This window comes from Sphingobium sp., from assembly GCF_032153725.1.
Lineage (GTDB): Bacteria > Pseudomonadota > Alphaproteobacteria > Sphingomonadales > Sphingomonadaceae > Sphingobium.
In genome coordinates this window covers 1-21396 of record NZ_JALDYQ010000066.1, presented here as the reverse complement: position 1 = coordinate 21396, position 21396 = coordinate 1, and the positions used below count along the sequence as shown (strand labels likewise).

Here is a 21396-nt window from a genome sequence, read left to right as displayed (position 1 = left end):
ATGATTCTGACGATAGCATCCTCATGTAGCGAAGCGATCCGCGCGCGCCAAATGCTGCGAAACGGATCAAGTTGCGCCCCGGTCACTCGGAAAGGGACCATCCTCCCCCTTTCGCGGGGCCGTCGCAACAGCATCCTGCCATCCATGCGCGACCTGGCCTCTTTGCAACTGCTCGTTCTCGACGATGAATGGCGTCCACTCCATCGACTGCGCGCGGACCCAGACTGGCGCCGAACCGTCGACGCGCTGCTGCAATGGGATAGCCATTGGCTCGCCATCGAACAGCGGCGCGCGCACAGCCCCCTGCCCCGCTGGACCGACATCCGCCTGACCCGGTCCCTGTCGAAGCGGCTCCGCCCGATCGAGATCGCCCTTGCGGATCATGTCATCCACAGCCGCGAAGGCCGTTTCAGCTTCCGCGAAGCGGGCCTTTTATGAGCCTTCCAAAAAAATCCTCATCCCCCGCTTGCCAGCCGGAAAAGCCGCCTCTATAGGCTGCGGCCTGCCCGGCGGGACCGCTTAGAAACGGACCCGCCATCGGTCGGGGAGTAGCTCAGCCTGGTAGAGCACTGTCTTCGGGAGGCAGGGGCCGGAGGTTCGAATCCTCTCTCCCCGACCACATATTTTTCGGCACATTCGCGCAGTTTGAACGCCAGCCGCGGGATATTTGCCTGGCATATCGCGATGGTCCCGCTACCATCGCCTTCATGAAGCCGAAAACCCTGGAAAGCCGAAGCTCAAGACGGCAACGCAACGCCCCCACCATCAACGATGTCGCCAAATATGCGGGCGTCTCGCCCATGACCGTGTCGCGCGTCATCAATGGCGAACAGATCGTCCGTGCCGCGACGCGCGAAAAGGTGGAACAGGCGATCGCCGCCCTCAACTATTCGCCCAGTGCCGCCGCGCGCAGCCTGGCCGGCGGAGACGAGACGCGGATCGGCCTGCTCTACAGCAACCCGTCCGCCTCCTATCTCAGCGAATTTCTGGTCGGCAGCCTGGATCAGGCCAGCCGCAGCGGCGTCGACCTGGTGGTCGAGAAATGGGATGAGGAAACCGCCGTCGACACCGTGGTCGACCATCTGGTGCGCGGCCGGATCGACGGCGTCATCCTTCCCCCGCCGCTATGCGATCATCAACCGATCAAGGACGCGCTCGCCGCCGCGAATATCGTCGCCGTGGCGGTCGCGACCGGCGCCGCGCCGGCGGACATGTCCACGGTCAGCATTGACGACCATGCCGCGACGCTGGCCATGATGCGCCATCTGATCGGGCTTGGCCACCGGCGCATCGGCTTCATCAAGGGCCATCCCAATCAGAGCGCCAGCCAGCGTCGTTTCGAGGGCTATTGCGATGCCCTGGCGGAGGCCGGCATCACGCCGGACGACGCGCTGGTCGAACAGGGCTATTTCACCTATCGTTCCGGACTGGACGCGGCGGAACGCATCCTGTCGCTGCCTCGGCGGCCCAGCGCGATCTTCGCCAGCAATGACGACATGGCGGCGGCAACCGTCGCCATCGCCCATCGCAGCGGACTGGACGTGCCGGGCGACCTCACCGTCTGCGGCTTCGACGACACCTCGCTCGCCACCACCATCTGGCCGGAGTTGACGACCATCCGCCAGCCGATCCGCGCCATGTCGCGCGCCGCCGTCGAATTGCTGGTCAGACAGACCAAGGGACGGAAAGGCAAGGTGGATGACAGGCCCGCCCATCTGCTGCTCGACTTCGAACTGATCCGCCGCCAGTCGGACGCCGTCCCGCACTAACGATTTTCCTGTCCTACAGGGGACCGTGGCAGCTAGAGCATCGTGCACAAAAGTGGGAACCGGTTTTGCGCACGATGTTCTGGACAGCCTGCAAAAAAGGGCGCGTTCCCGCGCCCTTTTGTCGTGTCACCTATGTCACCCAGAACCTATTCGCCGAACACCCGGCGGAAGATGGTGTCGACCTGACGGAAATGATAATCGAGGTTGAACTTCTCCTCGATCTGCTCGGCGGTCAGCGCGGCGGCGACATCCGGATCGGCCTTCAGCAGCTCCATCAGCGACAGCTGCCCGTCGGACTCCCAAACCTTCATCGCGTTGCGCTGGACGTAACGATAGCTGTCCTCGCGGCTCACGCCCGCCTGCGTCAACGCCAGCAGCACCCGCTGCGAGTGGACCAGGCCGCCCATCTTGTCGAGATTCTTCATCATCCGCTCAGGGTAGACGAGCAGCTTGTCGATCACGCCGGTCAGACGGCCCAGCGCGAAGTCGAGCGTGATGGTCGCGTCGGGCCCGATATAGCGCTCGACGGACGAATGGCTGATGTCGCGCTCATGCCACAATGCCACATTCTCCATCGCCGGCAAGGCATAGGCGCGGACCATGCGGGCAAGACCGGTGAGGTTCTCGGTCAGCACCGGATTACGCTTGTGCGGCATGGCGGAACTGCCCTTCTGGCCGGGCGAGAAATATTCCTCCGCCTCCAGAACCTCGGTGCGCTGCAAATGGCGGACCTCAACGGCCAGCCGCTCGATGGAAGAAGCGATCACGCCCAGCGTCGCGAAGAACATCGCATGGCGATCGCGCGGAATGACCTGGGTCGATACCGGCTCGATGGCCAGGCCCAGCTTCTCCGCGACATGCTCCTCCACGCGCGGGTCGATATTGGCGAAGGTGCCGACCGCGCCGGAAATGGCGCAGGTCGCGACTTCCTCGCGCGCCGCGACCAGACGAGCACGGCAGCGCGAAAATTCGGCATAGGCCTCCGCCATCTTGAGGCCGAAGGTCACAGGTTCCGCATGGATGCCGTGGCTGCGGCCGATGGTCGGGGTCAGCTTATGTTCGAAGGCGCGGCGCTTGATGACCTCCAGCAGCTTGTCGATATCCTCGATCAGGATATCGGCGGCGCGGCTCAGCTGAACCGCCAGGCAGGTGTCCAGCACGTCGCTGGACGTCATGCCCTGATGCATGAAGCGGGCTTCGTCGCCCACCTGCTCGGCCACCCAGGTCAGGAAAGCGATGACATCATGCTTGGTGACGGCCTCGATCGCGTCGATGGCGGGCACGTCTATGGCGGGGTTGGTCGCCCACCAGTCCCACAGCGCCTTGGCCGCCGACGGCGGCACCACGCCCAGCTCGCCCAGCTTTTCGGTCGCATGCGCCTCGATCTCGAACCAGATCCTGAAACGGGCTTCCGGCTCCCAGAGGGCGGTCATTTGCGGGCGTGCGTAGCGGGGGACCATCGGGCGAATCCTGCGTGAATGAGTTGAAAGTCGCTGCGCCGCCTAGCAGCACCGCCTTTGCGGGGCAAATCGGACGATCGACGGTGACTCGGAAAGCCGCCTTTTCCGTGCTTCGTCGCATTAATCGCAGCATCAGGCGGTGAACCGAGCCGAATCAGGTGATGAATGGAGCAGGACGAATAAAAATTCAGGAACGCCATGTTTTGTTTGGCTATTGTGGCAGGGTGAAACCGGACCGATGGTCTGCTCCTGGAGATTGCGATGATCCGCGCCATTGTCCTGACGACGGCCTTCCTCTTTGCCACCCCTGCGCTGGCGCAGCAGGCCCCCCCCCAGGGCAATGCCGTTCAGCCCGCGACATCGGGCGATGCGATTGCGTCGATCGTGGAAACCGAATTTCCGGCCTATGACCAGAATCACGACGGTCAACTCGACAAGGCCGAATTTTCGCGCTGGATGGTGACGCTCAAGGATCAGGAAATGAAAGCCACGGGCAAGGCCCTGCCACCTGCGGAAGTGACGGCATGGGCCGATGGCGCCTTCGTCACGGCGGATGCGGACAAAAGCGCGGCCATCAGCAAGCCTGAACTGATCAGCTATCTCAGCGGCGGCGCGGGATAGAACGCAACGGCCTGCGCCGAGCCTGTCGAAGCGCAGGAATGTTTTTGCACGGATTTCCCGTCACGAGGCGGGGATTGGAGCCCAAAACGGGTCGCACATGAGGCGGCATGGAGCGAAGCCATGTCGCCTCTTTTTTTGCGCCGGGCCGGTGGTCAGCCGCGCTTCCTGTTCGTGTAGAGCAGCGCCGCGACGATCGCCGCCGAGCCGATTCCGACGGCAGTGCCCATCCAAACGGCCTTGCCCGCCGATTTGCGCGCGGCAGTGGCCATGTCGGTCTTTTCGGCGGTGGAAACTGGGGTTGCGGCGCTGCTTGCGGGCGCTTCTTCGGTCGGCTTCGTCATGGTGATTCCCGATATGCAACAAAGCCCGGGCGCAGGAAAGGCGCATGCGGCGAAAATGTTCGTTCCCTCCCTTCCTCCCCTCAATGCGCGGGCAGGGACTGACGCGCTTCGCCCCAGCCGCGAAGATCGCGCGAAGACGCTCGATCGAGCAGCAGAGCAGCATGCTTCACCATAAAATGCCCTGCGCCGTTCATATCGTCCAGTTCATCCCAACTGACCGGTGCTGCAACAGGCGCCAGTTCCCGAGCGCGCACCACATAGGGCAACACGGCGGTCGCGCCACGCTGGTTGCGCAGCCAGTCGATGAAGATGCGTCCCTTGCGCTTGGCCTTGCTCATGTTCGCCGTGAAGCGATCTGGCTCCGAAGCGGACAGCGCGCGGGCGAAACGGTCGGCGAAATCCTTGACCTGCGGCCATTCCGCCTCCGGCGTCAGGGGCACGACCACATGAATGCCCTTACCGCCAGAGAGCATCGCGAAGCTGACCAGACCCAGATCCTCCAGCGCCCGGCGAATATCGCGCGCGCCCTTCTTGACATCCCCGAAATCCAGGCCTTCGTCGGGATCGAGATCGAAGATCAGTCGATCCGGCCGCTCCACATCCGCAACGCTGGAACCCCAGCCGTGAAATTCGATAGCGCCCATCTGCACGCAAGCGATCAGCCCATCCATATCGTCGATATAGATATAGTCTTCCTCGCTCCCGTTCTTCTCGCGGATCGGCACATGCTTCACATGATCACCGAAGCTGCCGCTGTCATGTTTCTGGAAAAAACATTTCTTCGCCCTCCCCTGCGGACAGCGGACCAGGCTGATCGGGCGGTTGGCGATCCAGGGCAGCATCACGGCGCCCATGGCGCCATAATAATCGGCGAGCTGGCCCTTGGTGATCCTTGCTTCCGGGAAGATCAGACGGTCAGGATTGCTGATCGTGACATCGCTTCGCGCTTGGGGTGTCGGCATGGTTTTCTCACGGTGAACGTCGCTGGCCGCCTTGTCTTCGCGCAGGCCAAGAAAACTCGCGTGGCGCAGGATATTGTCGGCGGTGAACTCTGCGAAGGCGATCTCGGCGACCAGATCGGCGCGAACCCACTGCGCGCGCCGGCTTTCGCTGCGCGGCACCGCCGCCGCGGCGGTCTTGCGTGCTCTCTTGCGCAAGGCAGCGATCAACCCTTCGCTGTTGGCGGCATTGAAGCCGGTGCCGACCTTGCCCGCATAAACCAGTTCTTCTCCCTCGCGCTGGCCGAGCAGAAGGTTGCGAATGGCGCGGCCACTGGCGCTGCTTGGCGTCCAGCCGATGATGACGAACTCCTGCCGCCGCGTGCATTTGATCTTCAGCCAGTTCTTCGTGCGGGCGCCGCGATAGGGGGCCTCGGCCCGCTTGGAGATGATCCCCTCCTGCTCTGCCTCGCACATGGCCCGGAACAGCTTTTCCCCGGCCCCGACGACATGATCGCCGACATGGACATGGGCCGTGCCCTCATCCAGCAAAGCGGCCAGTTTTTCCTTGCGGCTGATATTGGGCAGCGACGTCAGGTCCTGCCCGTCGAGATGGAGCAGGTCGAAGGCGAAAAGGTGAAGGGCGCCCCTGCCCTCTCCCTTCAAAACCCGCTGAAGGGCCGAGAAATTCGGGTTCCCGCCGCTGTCGAGCGCGACAATCTCGCCGTCGATCAGCGCGGCGGGAAGGGCCATGCCGGCGACTTCCCCGGCTAGGTCCGCGAAACGCTCCGTCCAATCGAGGCCCGTGCGCGTGAAGACCTTGACCATTGCCCCCGACACCGAGAGCAGGCAGCGATAGCCGTCATATTTGATCTCATGCATCCAGCCATTGCCGGTGGGAACGGCATCCACCAGCGTCGCCAACTGCGGCGGCTGGAAAGCCGGTGGCTTGCGGACCCTTCTGGCAGACAGTTGGGCGGGCGCGTTGGCCGGCGTCGCCTGATCCGCCTGCTTCATCGCCGCGTCGAAAGCCTTTCCCTTCTTGCCCTTCAACGAAATGGCCGAGGCTCCGGCGGCGATTTCGCCCATGGTCCGGCCGCTCCTGATGCTGGTCAATTCGCGGGCGGTCAGGTCCTCGGCGCTGCCGGCATAAGCGTCCTCGATCTTGCGCAGCAGCCAGTTTTCGCCCTTTTCCCTTCCGCGTGGCCTCAGCCGGATCAACAACCATTCACCCCTCATCCTCTGTCCATGCAGGATGAAATGGAGATGCCCTTTTTCCAGGTCGCGCGCGCTCTTGCCTGGCACCGGCTCCCAGGTTCCCTCGTCCCAGAGCATCACCGTGCCCCCGCCATATTCGCCCTTGGGAATGGTGCCTTCAAATGTCGCATAAGACAGCGGATGATCCTCCGTCCGGACTGCCAGACGCTTGTCGTCGGGATTGATGCTGGGACCACGCGTCACCGCCCAGCTCTTGAGCACGCCATCCATTTCCAGGCGAAAATCATAGTGCAGACGCGTTGCGTCATGCTTCTGGACGATGAAGCCATTGCCCTTGCGGCGGCCGGGCCTGCCCGCCGGTTCCTTCGTGCGGGTGAAGTCGCGCTTGCGGTTATAGTTACTGAGCGGATCGACCCCAGCCATGGGTCAGGCCCTTTTTCGGGTGGCAGACTTGGCGGGCGTTTTCGAAGAGGGAGTTTTCCTGGTGGCGGTCTTGGCAGGCGCCTTTTTGGTGGCAGGGCGGGCAGCACCGCTATCCACTGATTTCTTGAGCGCCGCCATCAGGTCGATCACATTGCTGCCGCGCCGGGCGGGGGTTTCTTCCTCCTCCTCGATGATGCGGCGGCCTTTCGACTTCTTTTTCTTTTCGATCAGCCGCTGAAGCGCATCGACATAGCGGTCATGAAAGCTGTCCGGCTTGAACGGCGCGGTCTTCTTTTCGATCAGGGTTTCGGCAAGGTCGAGCAATTCGGCATCCGGCTTCGCGTCCTCTATCTCGCGAAAATAGCTTTGAGCGCGGTTCACCTCATCGGCATAACGCAGCGTTTCCAGCACCATGCCGCGACCGCAGGGCTTCAATGACACGATATATTCGCGGCCGCGCATGGCGAGCTGGCCCAGACCCACCTTCTTCGTGCGCCGAAGCGCGTCGCGCAGCACGATGAAGGCCTCTTCGGCCAGATCGTCGGCGGGGACGACATAATAGGGGCGTTCATAATAGAGGACGTCGATCTCGCCGGCATCGACGAACTGGGTGAGTTCCAGCGTCTTCTTGCTCTCCAGCTTTACCGCTTCAATCTCTTCGGGCTGCAAAAGGACATAATCGCCTTTCGACACCTCGAAGCCCTTCACAATATCCTCCGGCCTGACCGGGCCGAGGCCAGGAACGGTCTTTTCATAGCGGACGCGTTTGCCGCTGGGCTGATGGATCTGATGGAAGGCAATCTGCGCACCGGATTTGGTGGCGGCGTAAATCTCTACCGGTATGGATACCAGCGCCAGGCGAATCTGGCCCTGCCAATATGCGCGCGCGGCCATGAGCGTCTGCCTCCTTCAGCGCAGAAGAAATGCTCGGGCGATGCACCGGTTCCGCGTTCGCGATCGCGGAGGGCTTGACTTCACCGTCCAGTCGTGGTGGTAGCGCTATCAATAACGGTAAACTTTAGGAGTCGATGATGCCGGGCGCCCCCACCTTGCTCGATAGCCTGCCTGCCGATTGGCGGTCGGGCCTCTTTCTGGGTCGTGTCGAAACGGCTGAGGGTCCCAGCCCCATATTGGTGCAGGACGGCGTGGCCTATGATATGAGCCGAGCAGCGCCAACCGTGGCCCAATTGGTGGACATCTGGCCTGTCGCGGCGGACAAGGGCGTGGCGCTGGGCGCGCTGGAGGCGCTGGACCTACCCCTACTTAGCCCCATCGATCTGCAATGCGTGAAGGCCTGCGGCGTCACCTTCGCCCTGTCCGCCATCGAACGCGTGATCGAGGAACGGGCACGCGGTGATGCCAGCGCGGCAGCGGAGCTTCGCACGCGTCTGGAGGGGCGGGTCGGCGGCTCCATCCGCGCGGTGGTGCCGGGATCGGAGCAGGCCGCCGCGCTCAAGCAGGCGTTGATTGAAGACGGCGTCTGGTCGCAATATCTGGAGGTCGCGATCGGCCCGGACGCGGAAGTCTTCACCAAAGCCCCCGTGCTTTCGACCGTGGGCGCCGGCGCGGAAATCGGCATCCGGTCGGATTCGACGTGGAACAATCCCGAACCGGAAATCGTCCTGATCGTCGATGCCGCGGGCAAGGCTGTCGGCGCGACGCTGGGCAACGACGTCAATCTGCGCGATTTCGAAGGGCGTTCGGCGCTGCTGCTGGGCAAGGCGAAGGACAATAACGCTTCCTGCGCGCTGGGTCCGCTGATCCGGATGTTCGACGGGAATTTCACCATCGACGACGTGCGCAATGCCGAGGTGGAGCTGACCATCGACGGGCCGGAAGGCTATCGGCTGGAGGGCGTCAGCAGCATGAATCAGATCAGCCGCGATCCGCTGGAACTGGTGCGGCAGACGTTGAGCGAGCATCATTATCCCGACGGCTTCGCCCTGATGCTGGGCACACTGTTCGCGCCGGTGCAGGACCGGGATGAGCCGGGCCACGGCTTCACCCACAAGGCCGGCGATCGCGTCGTCATTTCGACCCCGCGCCTGGGCAGGCTGATCAACCGGGTCGTGACGTCGAAGGACGCCGCGCCGTGGCATTTCGGCCTGACTGCGCTGATAATCAATCTTGCCGGACGCGGCCTGCTTCCGGCTGCCCAAGGGAAAGTGAACGCATGAATCGCGCCGTTTATCCGAGCCTGAGGGACAAGCGCGTCTTCATCAGCGGCGGCGGCAGCGGAATCGGCGAAGGGCTGGTCGAAGCCTTTGCCGCGCAGGGGGCCCATGTCGCCTTTTGCGACATTGCCGAAGCCGAAAGTCTGGCGGTGGTGGATCGATCCGGCGATGCGGCATTCAGGCCAATCTTTCATCTTTGCGACCTGCGCGACATCGAAGCCGTGCAGGCGATGATCGCAAAGGTGGAAGAGCAGTTGGGCGGGATCGACATATTGATCAATAACGCCGCCAATGACGACCGCCACGGCGTGGACGAAGTTACCCCCGCTTATTGGGATGAGCGCATGGCGGTGAACCTGCGCCACCTCTTCTTCGCGGCGCAGGCGGCGGTTCCGGCGATGAAGCGGGCGGGCGGTGGCGTCATCCTGAATTTCGGATCGATCAGCTGGCATCTCGCCCTCCCCGACCTGGTGCTGTATCAGACCGCCAAGGCCGCGATCGAGGGGCTGACGCGCAGTCTGGCCCGGGACCTGGGACGCGACAATATCCGCGTGAACACCATCATCCCCGGCAATGTGAGGACCCCGCGCCAATTGAAATGGTACACGCCCGAGGGCGAGGCGGAGATCGTGGCGGCGCAATGCCTGGACGGGCGGATCGTGCCTGCCGATGTCGCGGCGCTCGCGATGTTCTTGGCGTCGGACGATGCGCGCATGTGCACGGGCCATGATTATTTCGTCGACGCAGGCTGGCGGTGAAGCCTTGGACACGCAGCCGCATCCTGTCCTGAACGTCGGCGCCACCCTGGGCGAAGGCCCGGTCTGGGTCGCGCGGGACGCAGCGCTCTGGTTCGTCGACATCAAGGAAAAGCGCATCCATCGCTTCGATCCCCAACTGGGCGTGGCGCGAAGTTGGGATGCGCCGGCTCAGCCGGGATGGATAGTGCCCAGCGATGACGGGCCATTCACCGTGGGATTGCAAACCGGGGTGCATCGGTTCGATCCCGCCTCCGGCAGCTTTGCCCTGCTGCATGCGCCGGAAGCGGATCGCCCCGGCAACCGGCTGAACGACGCCACGGTCGATCCGGCGGGCAGGCTCTGGTTCGGGTCGATGGACGACGGCGAGGAAGCGGATAGCGGATATTTCTACCGGTTGCATCGCGGCCAGTTGGTCGAAAGCGGCTTGCCGGCGGTGTCGATCACCAACGGGCCTGCCGTCTCGCCGGACGGATCGCTGCTCTATCACACCGATACGCTGGGCAGGCAGATCTGGCGGACATGCATCGGCGCCGATGGAGCACTCCACGATACGGCCCTGTTCGCGGAGATCGAGGATGGCGCCGGCTATCCCGACGGCCCGACGGTGGATGCGGAAGGCTGCCTGTGGACCGGATTGTTCGGCGGCTGGGCGGTGCGGCGCTATGATCCGGCGGGCCGGTTGATGACGCAGGTTCGCTTCCCCGTCGCCAATGTCACCAAGATCGCCTTTGGCGGCCCGGACCTGTCGGTCGCCTACGCCACGACCGCGCGCAAGGGCTTGACGAAGCAGCAACTTGTCGAGCAGCCCTTGGCCGGTGATCTTTTCGCGTTCGACCCGGGCGTATGCGGGCAAACACCATATGTCGCGGCCATTTGAATATAAGGTTGGAGGATCTGGAATGTCCGAAGGGAGTGCCGAGAGGGTCAACATGACCTTCATCGCCGCGATCGTCGCCGTGGCGACCATCGGCGGGTTCATGTTCGGCTATGACAGCGGCGTCATCAACGGTACGCAAAAGGGGCTGGAAGCCGCCTTCGATCTCGGCAAGCTGGGCATCGGCGTCAATGTCGGCGCGATTCTGGTGGGTTCCTCCATCGGTGCCTTCCTCGCCGGACGCATGGCCGACCTGATCGGACGGCGCGGCGTGATGATGCTGGCGGCGGTGCTGTTTCTGGGCAGCGCGCTGCTAGCCGGCGCCGCGGGATCTTCGGCGGTGTTCATCATCGCGCGGATCATCGGCGGCCTGGGCGTCGGCGCGGCCAGCGTCATCTCGCCCGTCTATATTTCCGAAGTGACGCCGGCGGCGGTGCGCGGCCGCCTTTCCAGCGTGCAGCAGGTGATGATCATTTCCGGCCTGACCGGTGCGTTCGTCGCCAATTTCGTGCTGGCGCGTTATGCGGGCGGATCGACGGCAGAACTGTGGCTGGGCTTCCCCGCCTGGCGCTGGATGTTCTGGTTGCAGGGCATTCCGGCGGCAATCTACTTCGTCGCGCTGCTCTTCATTCCCGAAAGCCCCCGCTATCTGGTGGCGCGTGGGCAGGAAGAGCGCGCTTTTGTCGTGCTGACGCGGCTGTTCGGGGCGGAGGCAGCCGCTCGCAAGGTCGTGGACATCCGCGACAGCCTGGCCGCCGATCATCATCGCCCGAAGCTCAGCGACCTGATCGACCGGACAAGCGGAAAAATCCGCCCGATCGTCTGGACCGGCATCGGCCTTGCGGTGTTCCAGCAGCTCGTGGGGATCAACGTCGTCTTCTATTATGGCGCGACCTTGTGGGAAGCCGTCGGCTTTTCCGAAGATAATGCCCTTCAGATCAACATATTGTCCGGCGCCCTTTCGATCGGCGCATGCCTTGCCACCATCGCGTTGGTCGACCGGATCGGGCGCAAGCCGCTGCTGCTGATCGGATCGGCGGGCATGGCGGTGACGCTGGCGACGGTGGCCTACGCCTTTTCCACCGCTATCGCCGGGGCCGATGGCGCCGTGACGCTGCCCGGCAATAATGGCCTTGCCGCGCTGATCGCGGCCAATCTCTACGTGATCTTCTTCAACATGAGCTGGGGCCCGATCATGTGGGTCATGTTGGGCGAGATGTTCCCGAACCAGATCCGCGGATCGGGCCTGGCCGTATCGGGCTTTGCCCAGTGGATCGCCAATGCGGCGATTTCGGTCAGCTTCCCCGCGCTGGCGGTGTCACCGGGACTGGCGATCACCTATACCGGCTATGCCTTCTTTGCCGCCATCTCCTTTTTCTTCGTCCGCGCGCTGGTGCATGAGACGAAGGGACGCGAGCTTGAGGACATGGTTGGCTGAGCCGCATCATCACCCTGAAGGCGGGCGCGGTGGAAGCCGCGCTCGCTCCGGCGGTCGGGGGATCGCTGACGGCGCTGCGGTTCGCAGGCAGGGAAATCCTTCGTTCCGCGCCGGTGGGCAGCAGCGATCCGTTACAGATGGCGAGCTTTCCGCTGGTGCCCTATGCCAACCGGATCGCGCATGGGCGTTTCCATTTCGCCGGGCGCGGCATTCGGCTGCCGCTCAATTTTGGGGATCACCCGCATAGCATCCATGGGCTGGGATGGACCACGCCCTGGACCGTCGAAGCGGCGACGCGGGATGGCGCGCGGCTGGTTCAGCGCCATGATGGCGGGGAAGGCTGGCCCTGGGCTTATGAGGCGGAGCAGCGGTTCGCGGTGACGAACAATGCCATCGAAATGCGGCTGACCCTGCGCAATATCAGTGCTGAAGCCATGCCAGCCGGGTTGGGTTTTCACCCCTATTTTCAGGCTGATGAAGATACGCGGCTGCAATTCGGAGCGGATCGCCTGTGGCTTTCGACGCCCGGCATGCTGCCTGAAAGCGAAGCCCCGGCGAACGCCCTTGGCGACTGGCTTGCGGGCGGGGCGGTCATGGGCGACAACCTGATCGACAATGTCTATGGCGGCTGGGACGGCGCGGCGACGATCGTGCGGGGGGATGGAACGCGGATCGCCCTTGCCGCCGGCGGAGCGCCCTGGCTGCATGTCTATCGCCCGCCCCGTTCGCGCGATTTCTGTCTGGAGCCGGTGAGTCACATGCCCGACGCCATCAACCGCGCGGGAGGCATGGACGCACTCGATCCGGGTGAAGAAAAGGCGCTTTTCCTACGCATCGCCATCGGCAAATCCGATGAAGCGCTTTCGGAGCGCGGCAAAATCGCCTAAGCTGCATCGTTCAGCAGCTATAGGAGCGTTGATGCAATTTCTGCGGACTGCCTTCTGGGTCGTCATCGCCGTCGCCCTCGCCTTTTTTTGCATGGCGAATTACGTGCCCGTGACCGTCCGCCTGTGGGGCGATCTCGTCATGGAAACCAAGCTGCCGGTTCTGTTGATCGGCGCGTTCCTGCTGGGGGCGCTGCCTTTCTGGATCATGGCGCGGGCCACGCGCTGGCGCATGAAACGCAAGCTGGAAAGCACCGAGCGGGCCCTGGTCGCGGCGACCGCCGCGCCTGCCACATCCCATCATTCCAATTCCGCCGCGGATAATCCGGCAACGGCGGCTCCTTCTCTCTCCCCTACAGGACCAGCATGACCAGCCCGATCTACGTCGCCATCGATACGCCCGATCTGCGCAGGGCACAGGATCTTGCGCAACAGGTGCGCCATCATGTGGGCGGGTTGAAGCTGGGGCTCGAATTTTTCTGCGCCCATGGGCATCATGGCGTGCACGAGATGATGAAATTCGGCCTGCCGATCTTCCTTGACCTCAAGCTGCACGACATTCCCAATACGGTGGCCAAGGCGGTGCAGGCGCTGCATGTGCTGGAACCGGCGATCCTGACGGTTCATGCCGCCGGTGGCCGGGCGATGCTGGAGGATACGAAGGCAGCAGCGGGCGTCAATACCAAGGTGGTGGCCGTGACCGTGCTGACCAGTCTGGACAATGGCGACCTGCTGGATATCGGCGTCGGCGGAAAGGCGGAGGATCAGGTTGCGCGGCTGGCCGATCTGGCGCGCAGCGCAGGGCTGGACGGGATCGTCTGTTCCGGAGAGGAAGTCGCGTTGGCCAAGAAGACATGGCCCGACGGCTTCTTCGTGGTGCCGGGCGTGCGCCCCGCCGGTGGCGCCATGGGCGACCAGAAACGGGCAGTGACGCCGCGCGAGGCGCTGGATCGGGGGGCTTCGATCCTGGTCGTCGGGCGGCCGATCAGCCTGGCGGAGAAACCGGATATGGCGGCTCGGGAGATTGAGGCCACGCTATAGAGCCGATCGAATATCCGGGTGACATAGGTGACACGGCAAGAGTACGGGAAAGCGCCCTTTTTTGCTTTTTCCACATTTCAAAGAGCCGTCCCGCCCGTAGCGGCAAAGCGGTCCTGTAGGACAGCATAATCTCCATCATTGTCCGGCATGAAGAAATGCGCGCCGGGCAAAAAGGCTGACAGCACCGCGCAACATGCCGGGAGGCGAAGAGGCCGGGATCGACCCGGCCCCTTCTTTCGTCAGAAACGCCAGCCCAGACTCGCGACGATCTGATGGCGGTCGGTATCGATGCCGAATTCGTCGCTGGTCGTGCCGTTGGCGAAGTCGATATGCGCGTCCTCATATTTGGAATAGCGATATTCGACCTTGGCGAAGGTATTGGCGTTGATGGCGCGTTCAACGCCCGCGCCGATGCGCCAGCCATCCAGCTTGAAATTGGTGTCGGTTTCCTGATTGGTGTCGCCCGCCAGTACGTCGAGCTTGGTATTGGTATAGCCGCCCTTCACATAGACCAGCATATTGGGGCTGGCGAGAATGCCGGCCCGCGCGCCGATATAGAGGTCGCGGCCCTGCTTGACCCGGCCGAAGCCGAATTGGTCGGTGAAGTCGTGGCGGCTGCTTTTGGCGGTGGAATCGGTGAACTCGCCTTCCACGCCGACCACCGCGCTGCCCAGATTCACGTCATAACCCGCGCCGACGCCGTAGAGCAGGCCATCGATCGACTGATCGTCGCGATCATTGTCATTGTCGACGCTGCTGCCCGCGCCGGTGTGGTCATAGCCGAGGATCGCCTCGACACGAGGACCGGTGAAGGTGGGGGCGGCATCCTGCGCCAGAGCGGGGCTTGCGACCGCGCCACCGGCCAGAAGGGTTGCGATCATGATCTTGCGCATTTTCGGATACTCCATTCGTCTTCACTTCCCCTGCCAGGAGGGAAGACGATGAAGTCGCGGGATAGCCGTCAGGTTGCATGAACCTCAGATAAACACCTGATTATGTTGTATTAATGTCACGAAATCGACTCCGCTCGGCCCGAAGACGAGCGCGCCGGACGACGAGCCGATCAGGCGCGGCGTCCATCGATACGGGATTTGGTCACGCCTCAATAATCCTTCGAGACGCGGATATTGGCACTTTCGCGGCCAAGGGTCGAGATGGCGCCGAGCAGCGAGAGCCAGCGCGTGACCTGATATTCGATGCGGGTGGCGGAATAGCCCTGACCGTCGGTGATCAGCTCCACATAGGTCTTGCGAGTCAGATATTTGCCCGCCGCGATCGAGGTCCCCTGCCCCTGCGTCGGGTCGGCGGCGATGATGCGCAGCCGGTCGAGGCCCGCCGCCCTGCGCACGGCATTGATCGGGTCGAGGCCACCCTGCCCCTGTAGCGAGCCGACCGCCGAGGCGAGCTGGAGCGCTTCGGGCGCGGAAAGATTAGTGATGGATGTGCCGAACAGGATGCGGGAGAGCAACTCGTCCTGCGGCAGCGCGGGAATGCTGGTGAAGGAGATGGCGGGCTTGAGGCCGGTGCCGCCGACATGGATGGTGGCGGAAAGGTCGCTCACATTCGCCTCCGCATCGATGTCGAGCATCGGATTGACCGGCGTGCGGCCGTCGAACTGGATCTTGCCTTCCTTGAGGTCGAAGCGGCGGCCGGCGAAGTCATAGGTGCCCCGGACCAGATCGGCGGTACCGGAAATGGCCGGGTTGGCGACGGTGCCGCCGATGGTGAGATCGGCGCGCCATTCGCTGTCGATGCCAAGGCCGGTGACGGTCAGGCGGTTGCGGGCGCGGGCCTTGATCGCCAGCGCCCAGGGGGTGACCGTGCGGGGCCGCTCGATCTCATCGCCGCGCCGGTTGATCTCTATCACCCTGAGTTCGGGGATTTGCGCCACGGCGGCGGCGCGACCCATGGTGAAGCGGCTTTTGTTGAGGATGAGGTCGCCGCCGATGGTGCCGCCCTTGCCCGTGGAACTGAGCGTGATCGGGCCGGTGACGGTGGCGGCTATGTCGTCGCGCTCCAGCAGGGCGGCGTTTTCGGCCTGGAGGCGCAGGTCCATGCCGACGCCCGCGATTCCATTGAAGGTGAAGCTGCCGGTGCCGGTCACGGCGCCGCCATTTTGCGCGGTGGCGTTGAAATTCGTCATGACCAGCTGCGCGCCGGAGAAGCGGCCGCGCGCCTTGACGCCGTGCAGGCGCATGCCGGTGACCGGGCTGTTGATCGCGGCATTGTCGGTGGCGAGCGAGCCGGTGATGAGCGGGTCGCCCAGCGTGCCGCGCGCATCGGCGGTGACGCCGACCGGGCCGGATATGTCGACGATCTCCACGCCCGTCAGGCGCCAGAGGGTGTCGGCGGTGCCATTGTAGCGGAGCTGCGCGAAGAGCGGGGCGCGGTTGAGGCGCTCGACGAGATCGCCTTCGGTGCCGAGCGGCGTCAGCAGCGCCTGGGCGCGGCCGATGGTCTGGCCGTCCGCGACGAAGATCATGCGGGTGGCGAGCCGATCCTGGGTGAGGACCGCGTTGACGCCTGCATCGACCGGGCGGGAACTCAGCGACAGGCCGGAGCGCGAGAGGCCGCGCACGCGCAGCTCCGCCCTGCCGGTAGGCATGCCGCCGCGCGTGTGGACATAGCTGAGCGATCCGGTCGCGGTGCCGCCGAGGCCGAGATTATCATAGCCGATATCCAGCAGCGAGAGCGGCAGTTTTTGCAGGCGCGCTTCGATGCTGGTGGTCCGGCCGCTGAGTTCGCCGCCGAGCTGGAGCGAACCGCCGGCGAAACTGATCGATGCGGGGTCGAGGCGCCAGCCATCCTGCGTACGGGTGAAGGTTGCCGCGCGGGTCAGCCTGATCGGGCGCTTGTCGATCGTGCCGCTGGCCAGGAGGTGGATGCGGGCGGGCTCGACCTGCGCTTCGCCGGCGAGGTCGAACAGGCGGCCGCGCTGGCCGGAGAGGCTGGCCGTCACCTTGCCGCTGCCGTCGACCAGTTGCGCGTTGGCGGCGAGGCGGCCGATGGAGATCGCGCCGACGCGCAGGCCGCGCGCCTGCGCCGTGGCGTTGATCGACGTGCCTGAGGGGTTGAGCAGGATCGTCGCGTCCAGCTTGCCGCGGCGGACGGTGATGGCGGTGGGGCCCTCAAAGCTGGCGTCGGTGGCGTCGAGCTTGAGGATCAGTTGCTGGACGCCGCCCAGCGGAGCGAAGGCGATGGCGCCGGTGACGGGGCCGGCGACATTGAGCGTGCCGTCGAGGCCCCCGGTGACCGGGCGCAGGTCGCCGCTGGCGCTGACGCCCGACGCCTCGACGCGGGCGATGCGGACGATCGCCTGGCCGCCGGGCGGCAGCAGGATCGCGCCATTGCCGGTGAAGGGGCCAAGCGTCGAGCCGCCCTCCGCCGTGAAGCTGTAGCCCGTCGCGTCGGGAACCAGATGGGCATGCATGTCGGTGACGCCGAGCGCCTTCAGCGGGCTTTGCAGGACGATGTCCACCGTCGGGCGGTCGATCTTGCCCTCCAGCGTCAGGCGCAGGGGGCCGTAGCTTTTATGCTGGCCGCTCCCTTCGAAATGGAAAGTGCCGTCGCGGCGGCGATAGCCCTTGGCCGCGAGGGTCAGGAGTGGCGCTTCGAGATGAAGGTTGGTGAATTGCAGCTGGCCATCGGGTCCCAGCATCAGGCTGCTTCGTGCCACCGGCAGGCCGCCGCCGAGCGAGCGCAGGAAGCTGTTGTCGAGCCGCCGCATCCGCGCCATCGCATTGCCGCTGAGCGTGAAGGCACCCCTGGGGCCGGGGATGGCCCGTAGTCTGGAGGTCAAATCGACTATGCCGAGGCCGCGAATGGCAAGGCCGCTGATCTGGCCGTCAAGGCCGATATCGTAGCGGCCGGACTTAAGGTCGGCGAGGAAGATGAGCTTGCCGCGCAGCTTGTCGGAGCGGACCGTCATCGGGTTGCTGACGATCTGCTGGTTCCTGAGCTGCAACACGCCGTCGAGGACGAAATTGCGGATGATGCCTTCGACCAGCGGCCCATGCCCGTCGAGGCGGCGCGCACGCAGATGGACCGGGATCAGCGCGGGACCGCCCCTCGCCTTGCGCCCCTTGCCGTCGGCGCGGACGTCGTGGATCACGGTCTTGCCGAAGGCGAGTTCGCTTGCGGTCAGCAGATATTCATAGCCGAAGGCCCCCAGCGGGCCGTCGAGGCGGATGCGGGCGGCGATGTCGCGGCCCGTCATCGACTTGAGCATGGCCTGCGGGCGGGCAAGCTTCACATCCACCAGCAGATTGTCGAGCGCATTGTTGCGCAGGTCGATGGCGCCGTCCGCGCTGAGATCGACCGCGGTGGAGCGGAGCGAGAGCTTGCCGTCGATGACCCGGTCCGTCATCGAACCGCTCGCCTGAATGGCGAGACGCGGCGCGGACAGGCGCTGGAACAGCCCCTGCCCGGCTATGGCGGAACCCTCGATCGTGCCGGTGGCGGTATAGGCGCCGCTGCGGGCGGCGAGTTTGAGGTCGATCGCGGGATTGCTGTCGAGCGTGCCCGCCAGGCGGCCGTCCCAGCGGGTCCAGCTGCCATTGCCATGAATGCGCAGGTTCGCGTCCTGTTTCAGGCCTGCCATGACGGCAAGGACGCCGCCCCTGGGCGCGTTGACGGTGACGTCAAGGTCGAACCTGTCGTCATCCGGGCGGCTGTCGAGCGCGATGTTGAGCGAATCCTGTCCGTTCAGCACGCGGGCCGACAGGTCGATGATCGCGCGGCCGCCGCGAATGTCCGCGTCGCCGGAAATGGTGGCTGCCTGCACCTTGCCGGTGATGCGCCGGTCAATGGTCAGGCGGCCGACCGAAAACTGCATCAGGCGAATGTCGAAGCCGGGGAGGATCGGCCCTTGCCGTTCGCTGGGGTTGAGCCTGGGGAGCTTGTGCAGGGTCGCTTCGGCTATGACGAGACGGTCGATGTCGAGCCGGTTGGAGAGCCAGGCGAAAGGCCACCAGTCCAGTTCCACCCTTGGCGCGTCGAGGAAGGCCCCCTTGGGATCGGAGAGGGTGAGGCCATGGAGGATGGCCTTGCGATAGATGCTGCCGTCGATCCGGTCGACATGGATGCGCAGGCCTGAGGGCGGACTGATCCGGGCGATGCGGGAGGCGAGGAAGCGATGGCCGGGCGTGGTGTCGAGCCAGGCCAAGGTTACTCCGATGATCAGCAGCAGCGTGGCGAGAACAGCCGCGAGCCAGCGTTGCCAGCGGCCATCCCAGGCACGGCGGCGGGGCGGGGGCGCGGGCTGCTCCTCCCCCATCAGAAGGCCTGTCCCAGCGAGACATAGACGGCGACCTTCGGATCGCCCTTTTGCGGGTTGACCGGCGTGCCCACGTCGATGCGGATCGGGCCGAAGCTGCTGTAATAGCGTACGCCCATCCCCGCGCCGACGCGCAGGTCGCGGAAGCGCGGCAGGAAGGTGGTCGAGATATTGCCGGCGTCGATGAAGGGCACGATGCCGAAATTGCCGAAGCGAATGCGCGATTCCAGTGAGAATTCCGCCAGGCTCTTGCCGCCGACCGGATCATCGTCCGGGCCGTAGCGCGGGCCGATCGCCTGATAGCCATAGCCGCGCACCGACGCGCCGCCGCCTGCATAGAAGCGCCGGGAGGGCGCGATGCGATCGACCGTCGAGCCCAATATGGTGCCGAAGCGGGCACGCGCGGCAAGGACGATGCGGTCGCTCATCGGTTGATAGACGCTGCCGTCCACTTGCACCCGGGCATAGGCGAAGGTGCTGTTCTGGAAGGAGAGTTCGGGGCTGAAACGCCCGCCGAGGCGAAAGCCCCTGGTCGGGTTCAGCAGGTCGTCGCTGCCGTCATAGGTGAGGCTCAAGGGAATGGCGGCGATGAAGAAGGTACGGCGGTTACCATTGCTGAACGCATCCGCCTCGTCCGAGGCGATCAGTTCGCCGCCGATGCGCCAGACCCATTTCTTCTGGAACAATATGTTGGTCTGGCGCTCCAGCGACCCCGAGAAGGTGAGCGTGCGCGCATCATAGGCGTCGCGCTTGATATTGCTGACGGACACCAGCCCGGTCAGCACATTGTCGCGGCGGCGGAAATTGTTGCGGCGATAGGTGAAGGACGCCGTCTGCTCCTGCGTGCCGAGCACGCCGCGCAGGGTGACTGCGCCTTCGGGCGGGAAGAAGTTGCGGTGCGTCCAGCTGATTTCCGCGCGATAGCCTTCGCCCGTGCCATAGCCCAGTTCGCCCGCAATGGTGCGCAACGGCGCGGGCCTGGCGTCGATGGCCAGGTCGACATGTTCGCCATCGCCCGCGTCCCTGGGGGTCATGGTGAGGGAGGAGACGATGCCGGTGGCGATCAGCGCCTGCCGCAAATCCTCCACGTCCGATGCCATATAGGTGTCGCCGGGATGGAAGCGGGCGATGCGCTGGACATGGCGGGCGCTGAACAGGGTTTCATCCGCCATGACGATCCTGCCGAAAGTGCGATAGGCGCCGGGATTGACGACGATGTCTAGGTCGCCCTTGCGCTCTTCATGGTCGATGCGGACTTCCGGTTCCTCGACCTGACCGAAGGGGAAGCCGTTTTCGGCCAGCGCGACCCGGAGCGACAGCTCGCCTGCGAGGATGGCGTCGGCATCGACCGGATCGCCGGGTCCGGGCGGGAACGCCGCGCGTAATTTCGCTTCGCGCTCTCCGGTGGTTTCCAGGCCCGTCACGTCGACCGAGGACAACAGATAGCGAGCGCCCGGTGCGATGCGGAAGGTGACCGCAAGCCTGTCGCTGCCCGGCGGCGGCGCGGCGACGGCGGCGCGGATTCGGGCGGCATAATAGCCCTTGGCGCGCAGCAGCCGGTCGAGCAGGTCGCTGTCTTCCTTGATGCGGCGGTTGATCTGGGCGAGGTTGGCGGGCTTCCCCTCTCCCAGATGCAATGCGGACAATTCGTTGAAGCGGGTGGTGAACTGGGTGTCGGCAATCTCTTCCACGCCGCTCAGGGTAATGGTGTAGCGCCGCTCCTCGCCCGTATCTGCGAAGGTGGCGGCCTCCTCTCCCGGTTCTTCGGACATTTCGGGCGCGATGACCTGTTGCGGCGTGTCTGCGGTATCGGGCGGCAGCTCGACCATCGGGCTGACGCTGTCGGGCTGGCCCATGTCGGGCCAGTCGACGCCCATGTCGGGCATCGGAGCCAGGCCGGGATCGGGCTGGACATCAGGCTGCGGCGCCGTCTGCGCATAGGCGACGGGCGCGAGCAGCAGCAGCGGCGCGAGGAAAAGTCGGGCAGCTTGCGGAAGGCCTGAAATGCGGCGGCAGGTCCGCAAACCGGTGTTCATGTGGTTGATCTAGCCCAAACATCGGGCCAATGGCCAGCCCCGAAGATCACGCCGGGTCAGGCTGGGCCAGGATTCGGTTTGTGTGGCGGAGATGGGTGGAAGGCGGACCGTCTCCTTTTCGTCACCCCGGGCTTGACCCGGGGTCC

The 21396-nt window shown here is 64.6% G+C and carries 17 protein-coding genes and 1 tRNA gene; 11 read left to right on the top strand and 7 right to left on the bottom strand.

Going from position 1 to position 21396, the window contains the following annotated elements:
* The first annotated feature begins 144 nt into the window (after nt 1–144).
* The 3 genes from RUH75_RS18340 to RUH75_RS18330 all read left to right on the top strand — a co-directional run bounded on the left by RUH75_RS18340 (nt 145) and on the right by RUH75_RS18330 (nt 1769).
* Nucleotides 145–438, top strand: coding sequence for a JAB domain-containing protein (locus tag RUH75_RS18340; RefSeq protein ID WP_313808604.1), 294 nt, complete (start codon nt 145–147; stop codon nt 436–438).
* Nucleotides 439–542: 104 nt separating this feature from the next.
* A tRNA-Pro gene (locus RUH75_RS18335) sits at nt 543–619 on the top strand.
* An 88-nt stretch (nt 620–707) separates the two neighbouring features.
* Nucleotides 708–1769: a LacI family DNA-binding transcriptional regulator gene (locus tag RUH75_RS18330; protein ID WP_313808603.1), complete on the top strand. Its 1062-nt coding sequence runs from the start codon at nt 708–710 to the stop codon at nt 1767–1769.
* A 146-nt stretch (nt 1770–1915) separates the two neighbouring features.
* Here the strand turns inward: RUH75_RS18330 and purB are convergent, their stop codons facing one another.
* Entirely contained in the window at nt 1916–3229 is a 1314-nt protein-coding gene (purB, locus tag RUH75_RS18325; RefSeq protein ID WP_313808602.1) for an adenylosuccinate lyase, read from the bottom strand.
* A 261-nt stretch (nt 3230–3490) separates the two neighbouring features.
* On the opposite strand from purB, the gene RUH75_RS18320 reads away from it, so the two are divergent.
* Nucleotides 3491–3850 (top strand): EF-hand domain-containing protein, encoded by a 360-nt coding sequence (locus RUH75_RS18320; protein ID WP_313808601.1) that lies wholly within the window; start codon nt 3491–3493, stop codon nt 3848–3850.
* A gap of 152 nt (nt 3851–4002) precedes the next feature.
* Here RUH75_RS18320 and RUH75_RS18315 read toward each other — a convergent pair whose 3' ends face one another.
* The 3 genes from RUH75_RS18315 to RUH75_RS18305 all read right to left on the bottom strand — a co-directional run bounded on the left by RUH75_RS18315 (nt 4003) and on the right by RUH75_RS18305 (nt 7664).
* The gene (locus RUH75_RS18315) at nt 4003–4191 is read right to left on the bottom strand and encodes a hypothetical protein (RefSeq protein ID WP_313808600.1); all 189 of its coding nucleotides are present in this window, start codon (nt 4189–4191) and stop codon (nt 4003–4005) included.
* 80 nt (nt 4192–4271) lie between these two features.
* Entirely contained in the window at nt 4272–6770 is a 2499-nt protein-coding gene (ligD, locus tag RUH75_RS18310) for a DNA ligase D (protein ID WP_313808599.1), read from the bottom strand.
* Nucleotides 6771–6773: 3 nt separating this feature from the next.
* Nucleotides 6774–7664, bottom strand: coding sequence for a Ku protein (locus RUH75_RS18305; protein ID WP_313808598.1), 891 nt, complete (start codon nt 7662–7664; stop codon nt 6774–6776).
* Between the two features lie 137 nt (nt 7665–7801).
* Here RUH75_RS18305 and RUH75_RS18300 point away from each other — a divergent pair, with 137 nt between their 5' ends.
* From RUH75_RS18300 to pyrF, 7 genes are read left to right on the top strand one after another with little or no spacing between them, the layout of a single operon-like run.
* Nucleotides 7802–8947 carry a fumarylacetoacetate hydrolase family protein gene (locus RUH75_RS18300; RefSeq protein ID WP_313808597.1) on the top strand — a complete coding sequence of 382 codons (1146 nt, stop codon included), beginning with the start codon at nt 7802–7804 and terminating at the stop codon, nt 8945–8947.
* Complete coding sequence (locus RUH75_RS18295) at nt 8944–9702, top strand: SDR family oxidoreductase (RefSeq protein WP_313808596.1); 759 nt, start codon at nt 8944–8946, stop codon at nt 9700–9702. The genes RUH75_RS18300 and RUH75_RS18295 overlap by 4 nt, the downstream gene beginning before the upstream one ends.
* Complete coding sequence (locus tag RUH75_RS18290; RefSeq protein ID WP_313808595.1) at nt 9671–10579, top strand: SMP-30/gluconolactonase/LRE family protein; 909 nt, start codon at nt 9671–9673, stop codon at nt 10577–10579. Before RUH75_RS18295 ends, RUH75_RS18290 begins: the two co-directional genes overlap by 32 nt.
* A gap of 22 nt (nt 10580–10601) precedes the next feature.
* A complete protein-coding gene (locus RUH75_RS18285; protein ID WP_313808594.1) occupies nt 10602–12014 on the top strand; it encodes a sugar porter family MFS transporter in 1413 nt (470 codons plus the stop codon).
* Nucleotides 12011–12901 (top strand): aldose 1-epimerase, encoded by an 891-nt coding sequence (locus RUH75_RS18280; RefSeq protein ID WP_313808609.1) that lies wholly within the window; start codon nt 12011–12013, stop codon nt 12899–12901. Before RUH75_RS18285 ends, RUH75_RS18280 begins: the two co-directional genes overlap by 4 nt.
* A 31-nt stretch (nt 12902–12932) precedes the next feature.
* Entirely contained in the window at nt 12933–13268 is a 336-nt protein-coding gene (locus RUH75_RS18275) for a LapA family protein (protein WP_313808593.1), read from the top strand.
* Nucleotides 13265–13939, top strand: coding sequence for an orotidine-5'-phosphate decarboxylase (gene pyrF / locus RUH75_RS18270; protein WP_313808592.1), 675 nt, complete (start codon nt 13265–13267; stop codon nt 13937–13939). The genes RUH75_RS18275 and pyrF overlap by 4 nt, the downstream gene beginning before the upstream one ends.
* A gap of 239 nt (nt 13940–14178) precedes the next feature.
* Here pyrF and RUH75_RS18265 read toward each other — a convergent pair whose 3' ends face one another.
* The 3 genes from RUH75_RS18265 to RUH75_RS18255 form a co-directional block, all read right to left on the bottom strand.
* On the bottom strand, nt 14179–14832 hold the full coding sequence (locus RUH75_RS18265; RefSeq protein WP_313808591.1) for a porin family protein: 654 nt from the start codon (nt 14830–14832) through the stop codon (nt 14179–14181).
* Nucleotides 14833–15041: 209 nt separating this feature from the next.
* Nucleotides 15042–19214 carry a translocation/assembly module TamB domain-containing protein gene (locus tag RUH75_RS18260; RefSeq protein WP_313808590.1) on the bottom strand — a complete coding sequence of 1391 codons (4173 nt, stop codon included), beginning with the start codon at nt 19212–19214 and terminating at the stop codon, nt 15042–15044.
* Nucleotides 19214–21250, bottom strand: a complete 2037-nt coding sequence (locus tag RUH75_RS18255) for a BamA/TamA family outer membrane protein (RefSeq protein WP_313808589.1) — start codon at nt 21248–21250, stop codon at nt 19214–19216. The genes RUH75_RS18260 and RUH75_RS18255 overlap by 1 nt, the downstream gene beginning before the upstream one ends.
* Nucleotides 21251–21396: the final 146 nt, after the last annotated feature.

Excerpts from the sequence above, each read along its gene's own strand:
- purB (WP_313808602.1), bottom strand. The coding sequence starts at position 3,229 with ATGGTCCCCCGCTACGCACGCCCGCAAATGACCGCCCTCTGGGAGCCG.
- RUH75_RS18285 (WP_313808594.1), top strand. The coding sequence starts at position 10,602 with ATGTCCGAAGGGAGTGCCGAGAGGGTCAACATGACCTTCATCGCCGCG.
- RUH75_RS18260 (WP_313808590.1), bottom strand. The coding sequence starts at position 19,214 with ATGGGGGAGGAGCAGCCCGCGCCCCCGCCCCGCCGCCGTGCCTGGGAT.
- RUH75_RS18330 (WP_313808603.1), top strand. The coding sequence starts at position 708 with ATGAAGCCGAAAACCCTGGAAAGCCGAAGCTCAAGACGGCAACGCAAC.
- RUH75_RS18305 (WP_313808598.1), bottom strand. The coding sequence starts at position 7,664 with ATGGCCGCGCGCGCATATTGGCAGGGCCAGATTCGCCTGGCGCTGGTA.
- RUH75_RS18255 (WP_313808589.1), bottom strand. The coding sequence starts at position 21,250 with ATGAACACCGGTTTGCGGACCTGCCGCCGCATTTCAGGCCTTCCGCAA.
- RUH75_RS18290 (WP_313808595.1), top strand. The coding sequence starts at position 9,671 with ATGATTATTTCGTCGACGCAGGCTGGCGGTGAAGCCTTGGACACGCAG.
- RUH75_RS18315 (WP_313808600.1), bottom strand. The coding sequence starts at position 4,191 with ATGACGAAGCCGACCGAAGAAGCGCCCGCAAGCAGCGCCGCAACCCCA.
- ligD (WP_313808599.1), bottom strand. The coding sequence starts at position 6,770 with ATGGCTGGGGTCGATCCGCTCAGTAACTATAACCGCAAGCGCGACTTC.
- RUH75_RS18265 (WP_313808591.1), bottom strand. The coding sequence starts at position 14,832 with ATGCGCAAGATCATGATCGCAACCCTTCTGGCCGGTGGCGCGGTCGCA.
- RUH75_RS18275 (WP_313808593.1), top strand. The coding sequence starts at position 12,933 with ATGCAATTTCTGCGGACTGCCTTCTGGGTCGTCATCGCCGTCGCCCTC.
- RUH75_RS18295 (WP_313808596.1), top strand. The coding sequence starts at position 8,944 with ATGAATCGCGCCGTTTATCCGAGCCTGAGGGACAAGCGCGTCTTCATC.
- pyrF (WP_313808592.1), top strand. The coding sequence starts at position 13,265 with ATGACCAGCCCGATCTACGTCGCCATCGATACGCCCGATCTGCGCAGG.
- RUH75_RS18300 (WP_313808597.1), top strand. The coding sequence starts at position 7,802 with ATGCCGGGCGCCCCCACCTTGCTCGATAGCCTGCCTGCCGATTGGCGG.
- RUH75_RS18320 (WP_313808601.1), top strand. The coding sequence starts at position 3,491 with ATGATCCGCGCCATTGTCCTGACGACGGCCTTCCTCTTTGCCACCCCT.
- RUH75_RS18340 (WP_313808604.1), top strand. The coding sequence starts at position 145 with ATGCGCGACCTGGCCTCTTTGCAACTGCTCGTTCTCGACGATGAATGG.